We start from the raw sequence: 1,559 nt of genomic DNA on the forward strand, positions 1-1,559 counted from the left end.
TCTCTGTTATCGATCGGGACCTGGCAGCACCCCCTGCGAGCCCCGCCGACGGCGACCGCTACATCGTCGGCTCGGGCGCGACAGGCGACTGGGCCAGCTGGGACCTGAACGTCGCACTCTGGACCGATGGCGCCTGGCTCCGCCTGCCCCCACGGACCGGCTGGCGGGCGTGGGTCGAGGACGAGGGGCTGCTGCTGGTCTATGACGGGTCAGGTTGGGTAGGAACCACGCCGGCCGCGCTGCAGAACCTTGCGCTGCTGGGACTCGGCACGACGGCCGATGCGTCGAATCCGTTCTCGGCCAAGCTGAACGCGGCGCTCTGGACCGCGAAGACCTTGGCCGAGGGCGGCACCGGCGATCTGTTCTACACCATGAACAAGGAGGCTGCGGGCGACGATCTCGGCCTGACGCTGCAGACCGGCTTCGTGACCAAGGCGCTGGTGGGGCTGTTCGGCTCGGACAGTTTCCGGCTCGCCGTCTCCGCCGACGGCAGCACCTTCTTCGACGGGCTGAGCGTCGACAACGCGAACGGCATCGTCGATCAGCCCCGGCTGCCGCGGTTCAAGGCGTACACCAACTACGACAACTATGTCGGCGTCGGAACCTGGACGAAGATCGGCCTGAACAACACCGACTATAACGATCAGGGGGCGTTCGACGCCGCGAACAACCATTTCGTGGCGCCTTCGGATGGCACCTACCTCTTCGGCGCGACGCTGCTTTACAAGATCAACGCCAGCGCCACGGCCCGCATGCGCGGGCGGCTCGTGCTGAACGGCACGACGGAAATCCGCGGCTCCCTCGGCGAAATCTCCGCCACCCATGTCTCGCTCGCCACCGCGATCTGGCTGCAGACCATGGTCCCGCTCACTGCGGGCGACACCGTCGAGTTGCAGGGGTATTTCCGGGTCGCGGACGGCTACTTCGCGGCTGACCACACCTCGTTCTGGGGCGCGAAGATCGGCTGAGCGGCAACAACGGGATTGCACACGCCCCTTTGACCTGTGCGGCGCTAGCGGAAAGAAATGCCTTGAAGCTCTAGTTGGTGGAGGTTGCATATCGAGACACGAAAGCGCTGCTCGTGCCTCGCGAGCCTGCGCAAATGCCCAGAACAAAGGCTGCCAAATGCTGACAAGACGACACTTCGTTCGATCAACCACAGCGCTGTTTTCAGCGTCGGTCTCCGGCCCACTCCTCGCCGATACCTGGCCCACCGAGGCGCAGAAGGCTGCCTGGGATGCACAGGTGACGCCTCCAAATTATGTCCCCGAAACCTCCAATCCTTGGGGTCTGCACCCGCGGTTCCTGCCGCAACGAGTCGTCGCGAAGGACGGTCTCGTACCGGGAGATATCCATGTCGATGCGGTCGCGCGATATCTCTACCATATCGAGGAGGGTGGAACCGCTATGCGTTATGGCGTGGCGATCGGGCGTGGCGACCTCTACGAACCGGGTATCTATACGATACAGCGCAAGGTCGAGTGGCCGCACTGGACCCCGACCCAGAACATGATCGAGCGGGAAACCGGAGATTTATGCGCAGTTCGAGGGTGGTGTGG

The 1,559-nt window shown here is 64.1% G+C and carries 1 protein-coding gene and 1 pseudogene; both read left to right on the forward strand.

The annotated features are described in order from the left end of the window. Nucleotides 1–968 (forward strand): DUF2793 domain-containing protein (locus tag OCGS_RS05475; RefSeq protein ID WP_040610609.1); only part of this gene is annotated, 968 nt, incomplete at its 5' end. 157 nt (nt 969–1,125) lie between these two features. After that, nucleotides 1,126–1,559 (forward strand): annotated as a pseudogene (locus tag OCGS_RS14765) (L,D-transpeptidase); the annotation flags it as partial.

It is taken from the genome of Oceaniovalibus guishaninsula JLT2003 (assembly GCF_000299575.1).
Lineage (GTDB): Bacteria > Pseudomonadota > Alphaproteobacteria > Rhodobacterales > Rhodobacteraceae > Palleronia > Palleronia guishaninsula.